This window comes from Kitasatospora sp. NPDC056531 (genome assembly GCF_042794375.1).
Taxonomy (GTDB): domain Bacteria; phylum Actinomycetota; class Actinomycetes; order Streptomycetales; family Streptomycetaceae; genus Kitasatospora.
Window position 1 is genome coordinate 101,702 of sequence record NZ_JBHTTU010000018.1, and the last position, 9,080, is coordinate 110,781.

General features: G+C 72.2%; 9 protein-coding genes. 6 read left to right on the top strand and 3 right to left on the bottom strand.

The features are described from left to right. Positions 1-43: 43 nt before the first annotated feature. The 3 genes from ACFQ87_RS18340 to ACFQ87_RS18350 form a co-directional block, all read right to left on the bottom strand. Positions 44-454 carry a hypothetical protein gene (locus tag ACFQ87_RS18340; protein WP_380611797.1) on the bottom strand — a complete coding sequence of 137 codons (411 nt, stop codon included), beginning with the start codon at positions 452-454 and terminating at the stop codon, positions 44-46. Between the two features lie 93 nt (positions 455-547). Next, positions 548-2,863 carry an ABC transporter permease gene (locus ACFQ87_RS18345; protein ID WP_380611798.1) on the bottom strand — a complete coding sequence of 772 codons (2,316 nt, stop codon included), beginning with the start codon at positions 2,861-2,863 and terminating at the stop codon, positions 548-550. Beyond that, positions 2,860-3,585, bottom strand: a complete 726-nt coding sequence (locus tag ACFQ87_RS18350; RefSeq protein WP_380611799.1) for an ABC transporter ATP-binding protein — start codon at positions 3,583-3,585, stop codon at positions 2,860-2,862. Before ACFQ87_RS18350 ends, ACFQ87_RS18345 begins: the two co-directional genes overlap by 4 nt. Before the next feature lie 139 nt (positions 3,586-3,724). On the opposite strand from ACFQ87_RS18350, the gene ACFQ87_RS18355 reads away from it, so the two are divergent. The 6 genes from ACFQ87_RS18355 to ACFQ87_RS18380 all read left to right on the top strand — a co-directional run bounded on the left by ACFQ87_RS18355 (position 3,725) and on the right by ACFQ87_RS18380 (position 8,961). After that, positions 3,725-4,555: a sensor histidine kinase gene (locus ACFQ87_RS18355; protein ID WP_380611800.1), complete on the top strand. Its 831-nt coding sequence runs from the start codon at positions 3,725-3,727 to the stop codon at positions 4,553-4,555. Between the two features lie 11 nt (positions 4,556-4,566). Beyond that, complete coding sequence (locus ACFQ87_RS18360) at positions 4,567-5,268, top strand: response regulator (protein ID WP_380611801.1); 702 nt, start codon at positions 4,567-4,569, stop codon at positions 5,266-5,268. Between the two features lie 188 nt (positions 5,269-5,456). Continuing rightward, complete coding sequence (locus ACFQ87_RS18365) at positions 5,457-6,665, top strand: cytochrome P450 (protein WP_380611802.1); 1,209 nt, start codon at positions 5,457-5,459, stop codon at positions 6,663-6,665. 46 nt (positions 6,666-6,711) lie between these two features. Further along, positions 6,712-7,869 (top strand): type III polyketide synthase, encoded by a 1,158-nt coding sequence (locus ACFQ87_RS18370; protein ID WP_380611803.1) that lies wholly within the window; start codon positions 6,712-6,714, stop codon positions 7,867-7,869. Beyond that, positions 7,866-8,450: an NUDIX domain-containing protein gene (locus tag ACFQ87_RS18375; RefSeq protein ID WP_380611804.1), complete on the top strand. Its 585-nt coding sequence runs from the start codon at positions 7,866-7,868 to the stop codon at positions 8,448-8,450. The genes ACFQ87_RS18370 and ACFQ87_RS18375 overlap by 4 nt, the downstream gene beginning before the upstream one ends. Before the next feature lie 82 nt (positions 8,451-8,532). Beyond that, on the top strand, positions 8,533-8,961 hold the full coding sequence (locus ACFQ87_RS18380) for an SHOCT domain-containing protein (protein ID WP_380611805.1): 429 nt from the start codon (positions 8,533-8,535) through the stop codon (positions 8,959-8,961). Positions 8,962-9,080: the final 119 nt, after the last annotated feature.

The following is a 9,080-nucleotide window of genomic DNA, read 5'->3' on the forward strand; positions in this document are numbered from 1 at the left end:
GCGATGATAGGCGCTCCGACGGTCACGGCTGACGCGGCATCAGCTACCTGGCGTACCGCCGGAGCACCGCCGTCTGCTGGACGTCCCGCATCAGCGGTCCGACCGCACCGAGCGCCGTACCGGCCGCCACCAGCAGGCTCGCGCCGCTGAAGCCGTACCCGTCGGCCGCGCCGACGGCGGTCAGGGCGGGCGTGGGCAGCACGGCGACCAGGCCGGTGCCGAGCACCTCCACGACGGCGAGCCGTCCGCGCAGGTAGGCCAGGTATTCGGCGGTCGGCCGGCCGGCCCGGACGCCGGGGACGAACGCCCCGGCGCGCTTCAGCGGTCCGCGACCCGGCGGAGGACCGCCGGGTCGACGACGGGCAGCGGCAGGCTTGTGCCCGAGCCGGAACAGCACGACGCCACCGAGCGTGGCGAGCGCCCGATGGCCCGGACGTGAACGGCTGGCGAACACTCAACTCCCACGTTTCCATTGACAGCAACGGGAGTTGGGACGCGAAGGACGGCCGGGCGGTTCCCCGCCCGGCCGTCCCCCTGCTGCCGGACGTCACTCGTTGTGCAGCACCTCCGCGATCGTCAGCCGGGCCGCCGAGCGGGCCGGGACGAGCGCGCCGAGGACGGCGATCACGACGCCCGCCAGGGCGAGGCCGGTGAGCAGCGGGGCGCCCCAGACGTCGATCGTCGACTCGGGGAAGTCGATGATCGCGACGTTCTCGATGAGCAGCCGGTGCGCCAGGATGCCGACCGGGATGCCGATGATCCCGCTGGCCACGCCCTGCCAGGCCACCGAGGTGATCGTCATCGCGATGACCTGCCGGGGCGTCATCCCGATCGACTTCAGCATGCCGAGGTCGCGGCGGCGCTCACGGATGGTGAGCAGCAGGGTGTTGAAGACGCCGAGTGCGGCGACCACCGACAGCAGGACGGTGAAGGTCGTGCTGAAGGTCTGGATCGCGACCACGGATCCGTCCGTGCCCGGCGTGACGATCGAGGGCGAGAGGCTCGGGTCGGCGGCCGTGACCGCCTTCTGGTAGGCCGCGGCGTCGGTGCCGTCGGCGAGCCGCACGTCGTACTCGACCACGTGCGGGTCGGGGGTGAGCAGGGCCGCGGTGGCGGCGTTGGAGGAGATCGCGTTGGCGTTGCCCTGGACCTCCTTCCCGACGATGGTGACGGTGGTCTGCCGACCGTCGAGGACCAGGGTGACCCGGTCACCGAGCTTGAGCCCGTGCTGGTCGAGGAAGGCCGGCCCGGCCTCGATCTCGTTCAGCCCGGTCGCCTGGCGGCCCTTGACCACGTCGAGCCGCCGGTGGTCGACCATGTCGTCACCGCCGTAGAAGTTGCCGAAGACCAGCTGGGGCTGGCCGACGATGCCGACCCGGACCAGTCCGCGAACGGAGACCCGCTCGGCGCCGGGGGTGGAGTGCAGCATCGCCTCGGTCTGCTCCGGGGTCAGCCGGGGCGCGATCTTGTTCTCCGAGAAGGCACCGGTCTTCACGTCGATGTGGGTCTTGTGGTCGGACGAGACCCCCATGGTCTTGGCCAGGGTGCTGCTCACCCCGGTCGTCACGGTCACGGTGACCACGCCGAGCACGATCGCCGCCATGGTCAGCGCGGTGCGGGCCGGGCGGGCGAAGGGCTGGCCGAGGCCGAGGCTGATGGCACGCGGCAGCCGGGTGCCGCTCAGCCAGCGCTGGACCTTGAGCCCGCGCCCGGTGCGCGGCGCGCTGCCGGCCGAGATGGCCTGGGCGGCGGAGAGCCGGCGGGCGCGCGAGGCGGGGACGAGCGCGGCGAGGGCGACCAGCAGCGGGACGCTGATCAGGGTGGCGACGGGCAGCCAGCCGGCCGGCTCGATCACGGCGGTGCCGGTCGTGATCCCGGAGAAGGCGGTCTGGAGGATCGGGTAGGAGGCCACCCAGCCGGCCACCGTCCCGAGGACGGTGCCGACGACGGCGGGCACCGAAACCATGGTCAGGTAGACCGTGACCACCTGGCGCGGGGTGAAGCCGATCGACTTGAGCACCCCGATGTGCCGGTAGCCGGAGACCACCGCGCCGCTCACCACGTTGCCGACGATCAGCGCGGCGACGATCAGGCCGAGCACGCCGAAGACCGTCATCAGCGGCAGGTAGGCGTCGGCGCCGGCCGAGAAGGCCTGCTTGAGGACCAACCAGGACTGCCCGCTGGTGACGGCGTCCTTGGGCAGACCCTCGGTGGCGTTGGCGAGCGAGGCGGTGAGCTGCTGCTCGGTGGCCGCGTCGGTGAAGCGGTAGAGCATCTGCCGACCGGTGGGGTGCAGGGCGGCCGCCTGCTCGGGGGTGACCCAGCCGCCGGAGGACTGGCTCATGCCGCTCGCGAAGCCGACGATGGTGAGCTTCACCCCGGTGCTGGTGGTGAGCGGCGTGCCGAGGTACGCCGCTGCGCCGTTCCCCGCCGTGTTGATGACCACCTCGCCGGGCGCGGTGGCCCACCGGCCGGCGAGCACGCGCACCCGGTCCACCGGCGCGGCCGCCGGGTCGGGCCGGCCGACCAGGGTCAGCGGGCCCGGCGCGTGGCCGACCCAGTCGGCGGGGATGGTCACCACGGCCTGGTCGAAGGGCCCGGCGGCCGCCTCGACGCCCGGTCGGTGGGCGGTGGCGGCCAGTTGCTCCGCCGAGGCCTTGACCGGGTCGAAGAGGGCGCTGACGTGCGCGCCGCGCTCGGCCTCGAAGGCGGCGTCGAAGGGGGCCCGGGCGGCACTGATCACCGCCAGCGCGAGCAGCACGGTCGCGGTGGAGCAGAAGACGACCAGGCCGATCACGATGGTCTGCACCCGGCGGCGCTTCACGGCCGCCCGCGAGGCGCGCCAGACGGCTCCTCCGTTCACGACGACGCCTCCAGCATCCGCTCGCGCGCCACCTTGCCGTCCGCGACCTCGACCAGCCGGCTGGCGCAGCGGGTGGCCAGGTTGGGGTCGTGGGTGACGATCAGCAGGGTCTGTCCGATCTGGTTGAGGTCGATCAGCAGGTCCATCACCTGCTCGCCCGAGCGGCTGTCCAGCGCGCCGGTCGGCTCGTCGGCCAGCAGCAGCGCCGGGCGGTTCATCAGTGCGCGGGCCACCGCGACCCGCTGGCGCTCGCCGCCGCTGAGCGAGGCCGGGTACACGTCCTTGCGATGGGCGACGCCGAGTTCATCCAGCAGCTCAAGCGCCCGGCGGCGCGCCTGCTTGGCGCTGGTGCCGGTCAGCTGGGCGGCCAGGGCGACGTTGTCGAGTGCCGGCAGGTCGTCGATCAGGTTGAAGAACTGGAAGATCATGCCGATGTGGCGGCGGCGGAACAGGGCCAGCCCGTTCTCGTTCAGCCCGCCGAGGTCCTGCCCCTGCACCCGGACGGTGCCGGAGCTGGGCCGGTCCAGCCCGGCCACCATGTTCAGCAGGGTGGACTTGCCGCACCCCGAAGGGCCCATCACGGCGACCGCCTCGCCCGCCCGGATCCGCAGGTCGACGCCGTCGAGCGCCTTGGCGTCGCCGAACTCCTTGTGCACCCCGGACAGCTCGACGACGAACTGCGCGTCGTCGGGCCGGGTGGTCCCGTCGTGGTCGTTGCTCATGGTCGACGACGGTAGGCGCGGCGGCCCGGGCCGGGCGTCCCACCCCAGGTGTAACCACAGGCCGCCGTAGTACCGGGGATGTACGGGGGCGGCACCCCCGGATGATGTCGATCAAGCGCTGACCTGGGAAGCTGACGTCGTGTGGGGAACGGGATTGGACTGGACGGCGGTCGGGGTGGCGGCCGGGGCGTGCGCGGGCGCCGGCTGGCTGGGCGTCGCGCTGGTACGGGCGCGGCGGCTGTACCGGGAGGCCATCGGCGAGCGCGGCTGGCTGCTGGAACGGGAGCGCGAGAGCGCCGCCAGCGCTGCCGTGGACGCCGAACGGGCGCGGATCGCGGCCGAGTTGCACGACATCGTGAGTCACAACGTGAGCCTGATGGTGGTCCAGGCCGGCGCCGCGCGCGAGGTGCTGGCCACCATGCCGGAGGAGGCGGCGGCGGCGATGGGCGCGGTCGAGGCGGCCGGGCGGGACACGATGACCGAGCTGCGGCACCTGCTGGGCCTGCTCGCCCCGGCCGCGGACGGCAGCGAGGAGCCGGAGCCGGAGGACTTCGCGCCGCAGCCGAGCCTGACCAAACTGAGCCCGCTGATCGACCGGTTCGCCTTCGCCGGGCTGCCGGTGGAGGTCCGGATCTCCGGTGAGCCGAGGCCGCTGCCCGGCGGCATCGACGTGACGGCGTACCGGATCATCCAGGAGGCGCTGACCAACGCGCTCAAGCACGGGGACGGGGTGACGGCCGAGGTGACGGTGCGGTACGCGGACCACTACCTGCGGGTGGAGGTGCTGAACAGCGGGCCGAGCGTGCTCTCCGGCGCGCCCACCCCCGCACCGAAGCAGGCGGACGGCGCCGGGCGCGGGCTGATCGGCCTGCGCGAGCGGGTCACGGTGTACGGCGGGGACCTGGACGCCCGGCGCCGGCTCGGCGGCGGCTTCCGGGTGCGCGCCCGAATCCCGCTGGACCGGCCGTGACGGAGGGGACCGTGGAAGAGACCGAGCAGCGCCGCCCCCGGGTGGTGATCGCCGACGATCAGGAGCTGGTCCGCACCGGCTTCCGGATGATCCTCACCGCGCGCGGCATCGACGTGGTCGCCGAGGCCTCCGACGGCGCCGAGGCGGTGGCCGCCGCCGTGCACCACCGGCCCGACGTGGCCCTGCTGGACATCCGGATGCCCGTCATGGACGGCCTGGAGGCCGCCCGCCGCATCCTGGCCCAGGCCCCCGAGTGCCGGGTGATCATGCTGACCACCTTCGACCTCGACCACTACGTCTACGCCGCGCTGTCCGCCGGGGCCAGCGGCTTCCTGCTCAAGGACGTCACCTCGGCCCATCTCGCCGCCGCCGTACGACTGGTGGACACCGGCGACGCCCTGCTCGCCCCCTCGATCACCCGCCGCCTGGTGGAGCGCTTCGCGGCCGGCGCCCCGCACCCCGCCGCCCGCGGCGCGGACTCGCCCCGGCTGCACCGCGACCTCGCGCCGCTCACCCCGCGCGAGGTGGAGGTGCTCGGCCTGCTCGGACGTGGCCTGTCCAACACCGAGTTGGCGACCGAGCTGACCCTGAGCGAGTCGACGGTCAAGACGCACGTCGCCCGGATCTTCGCCAAGTTGAACCTGCGCGACCGGGCCCAGGCGGTGGTGCTCGCCTACGAGACCGGCCTGGTCGCACCCGGCGACGCGGACTGACCGTCAACTTTCTTATCCACCGGGATAATTCGCATGACAATCATCCATCTCACTCGATAGGGGGAACAGTTCGACGGATCCACATTTTTGCCAGTCCATGGGAGAACATCTGCTTGTCCAGGCCCGAACCGTGACGAACCGTTCGGGTCGGCATCACCCCGGCATGACGAAGACAATTGGACAGGCCCGTGACCACCACCGCCCCCGTGTGGGACTGCCCCTTCCACCACACCGACGGCCTGGAGTTCGACCCCCTCCTCAAGCGGTTGCTCACCGAGGCCCCGATCGCGAGGATCCGCCTGCCGCACGGCGAGGGCGAGGCCTGGCTGGCCACCCGCTACGAGGACGTCAAGGTGGTCACCACCGACCGCCGCTTCAGCCGCGCCGCCGGCATCGGCCGCGACCTGCCGCGGATGACGCCCGCCGCGATCGCCCAGGCCGAGGCGATCAACCTGATGGACCCGCCCGCCCACAACCGGCTGCGCCGCCTGGTCGCCCAGGGCTTCACCAACCGCCAGGTCGAGCGGATGCGCCCGGCCACCCAGCGGATCGTCGACGGCTACTTCGACGAGATGGAGGAGCACGGCGCCCCGGCCGACCTGATGCACTTCCTCTCCAGCCGGCTCCCGCTCACCACCATCTGCGAGGTGCTGGAGATCCCGGAGCGGGACCGCGACCAACTGCGCGCCTGGGCCGTCGCGATGATGCGGATGGGTCCGGGCAGCCGCGAGGGGCAGGAGGAGGCCAAGGCCGGCCTGCGCGCCTACTTCACCGGGCTCACCGCCGAGCGCCGCGCCGACCCCGGCGAGGACCTGATCAGCGCGCTCGCCACCGCCCGCGACGGCGAGGACCTGCTGGACGCGGACGAGCTGGCCGTCATGGCGATGGTCCTGCTGGTCACCGGCCACGACACCAGCACCTACCAGCTCGGCAACATCACCTACACCCTGCTCACCCACCCCGAGCAGCTCGCCAAGCTGCGCGCCCAGCCGGACATGCTGCCGCGCGCCCTGGAGGAGCTGCTGCGCTTCATCCCGTTCCGCCAGGGCGTGGGCATCGCCCGGGTCGCCACCGAGGACATCGAGTTGGGCGGGGTACTGATCCGGGTCGGCGAGGCCGTGCACGTCTCCTACCTGACCGCCAACCGGGACCCCGCGATGTACGAGCGCCCCGACGAACTGGACTTCGACCGCACCGCCGAGCCCGTCAACATGGCTTTCGGCCACGGCCAGCACCGCTGCCTCGGCTCGCACCTGGCGCTGATGGAACTCCAGGTCGCCATCGGCACCCTGCTGCGGCGCTTCCCCAAGCTGCGGCTGGCCGTCGGCCCGTCCGAACTCGACTGGAACTCCGGCTCGATCTGGCGCTTCCCGCAGACACTGCCCGTCGCCTGGTAGCCCCTCCCCACCACACCGTTCCCGCAGCACTGGGGAGACCCACACCATGGCAACACTCTGCCGCCCCGCCATCGCCGTACCCGAACACGTCATCACCCTCGACGAGACCCTCGACCTGGCCCGCTCCCTGCACGCCGACCACCCCCAACTCGGCCTGGCCCTGCGGCTGATCGAGAACACCGGGGTGCGCACCCGGCACCTGGTCCAGCCGATCGAGCAGACCCTCACCCACCCGGGCTTCACCGCCCGCAACCGGGTGTACGAGCGGGAGGCCAAGGCCCGCGTCCCCGAGGTGGTCGAACGCGCCCTGCGCCACGCCGAGTTGGGCACCCAGGACATCGACCTGATCATCTACGTGTCCTGCACCGGCTTCATGATGCCGTCGATGACCGCCTGGCTGATCAACACCATGGGGTTCCGCTCCGACACCCGCCAGGTGCCGATCGCCCAGCTCGGCTGCGCGGCCGGCGGCGCCGCCGTCAACCGGGCGCACGACTTCTGCCGCGCCTACCCGGGCGCCAACGTGCTGATCGTCGCCTGCGAGTTCTGCTCGCTCTGCTACCAGCCGACCGACCTCGGCGTCGGCTCGCTGCTCTCCAACGGCCTGTTCGGCGACGCGATCGCCGCCGTGGTGATGCGCGGGCAGGGCGGCAGCGGGGTGCACATCGAGCGCAACGGCTCGCACCTCGTCCCGGACACCGAGAACTGGATCTCGTACGGGGTCAAGGACACCGGCTTCCACTTCCAGCTGGACAGGCGGGTGCCCGGCACCATGGAGATGCTCGCTCCCGCGCTGCGCGGCCTGGCCGGACAGCACGGCTGGGACGTCTCCGGGCTGGGCTTCTACATCGTGCACGCGGGCGGCCCGCGCATCCTGGACGACCTCTGCCACTTCCTCAACCTGGAGCCAGCGACCTTCCGTTACAGCCGGGCCACGCTCACCGAGCGCGGCAACATCGCCAGCGCCGTCGTCTTCGACGCCCTCGCCCGGCTGTTCGCCGACGGCGGCGTACCCGAGGGCACGCCGGGGCTGATCGCCGGTTTCGGACCGGGCATCACCGCCGAGATGTCGCTCGGAAGTTGGGTCGGCGACCAGGCCGATCCCGCGCGCCGCCGGCCGCGCGCCGTTTCCGCCTCCGACATCTCCCTCGTCCACCAGAGCGTCCCCCACCGTTTCCCGACCGGCACTACGATCACCAAATGACCGACACCACGGACCGCACCGACACCGCCGCCAGAGCCGCCGAACTCGCCGCCCTGTTCCCCGCGCTGCACGCGCCGCAGTACTGGGCCTGGGGCCGCTACGACGCGCAGTTCTCCACCGTGCTGCCGCCGGACGATCTGGTCACCAACATCCACCTGGTCGGTTTCGCCGACGGCGGCGTGGTGCTGTGCCGGGACGACCGGGACCACTGGTTCCTGCCCGGCGGCACCCGGGAGCAGGACGAGTCCGTCGACGCCTGCCTGGTGCGCGAGCTGCGCGAGGAGGCCGGCGCCCGGCTGCTCGGCGAGCCGGCCTGGCTGGGCGCGCACCGCTGCCGCACCGACGACCCGGTGCCGTACCGGCCGTGGCAGCCGCACCCGGAGAAGGCCTGGCTGTGGGGCTGGGCCGAGGTCGCGCTGGACTCCACGCCGACCAATCCGGCGGACGGCGAGCAGGTGGTCGAGGTCCGGGCCCTCCCGCCCGCCGAGGCGCAGCAACTGCTGCTCACCGGGCACGACGCGTGGTGGGGCGAGCTGATCGGGCTCGCGGTGGAGCTGCGCGAGCGGGCCGGACGGGGCTGAGGTATTCCCGCCGGACCCGAAGACCACCGGAACGGCCCAACATCGGAGAGCACTGTCCGTTTCGCGGTGATAACACGTGATTATGGACAACAAGCTGCTGGCCCTGGACTACCCGGTGCTCAACATCTTCTGGACGATGCTGGAGCTCTTCCTCTGGGTGCTCTGGTTCTTCCTGCTGTTCAAGATCATCACGGACATCTTCCGCAGCCACGATCTGAGCGGCTGGGGCAAGGCGGGCTGGCTGGTCTTGGTGATCATCCTGCCGTTGATCGGCGTCCTGGCCTACCTCATCGCGCGCGGCGCGGGCATGGGGAAGCGGGATGTCGCCCAGGCCGAGCAGGCCGAAGCCTCGTTCAAGGCCTACATCCGGGACGCGGCGGTCGGCGGAACACCACCGGAGGGCGGCGGCCGCAGCCATGTCGATGACCTGGCGAGGCTGGCGGACCTGAAGGACAAGGGCGCCATCTCCGACGAGGAGTACCAGAAGGCCAAGGACAAACTCCTGGTTTGACTGGACCGGACCGGACGGCCGGGGGGGGGGGGGGTGGTCCGCACCCCCCCGACCCCGCCATTTTCCTTTCCCCCCTCCTTCACGCCCCCCCCAGCGCCACTCCCCCCCAAAGACACCGC

Bases quoted from the DNA above. Each gene is read 5' to 3' on its own strand.
- ACFQ87_RS18350 (WP_380611799.1), bottom strand. From the start codon at position 3,585: ATGAGCAACGACCACGACGGGACCACCCGGCCCGACGACGCGCAGTTC.
- ACFQ87_RS18370 (WP_380611803.1), top strand. From the start codon at position 6,712: ATGGCAACACTCTGCCGCCCCGCCATCGCCGTACCCGAACACGTCATC.
- ACFQ87_RS18375 (WP_380611804.1), top strand. From the start codon at position 7,866: ATGACCGACACCACGGACCGCACCGACACCGCCGCCAGAGCCGCCGAA.
- ACFQ87_RS18380 (WP_380611805.1), top strand. From the start codon at position 8,533: ATGGACAACAAGCTGCTGGCCCTGGACTACCCGGTGCTCAACATCTTC.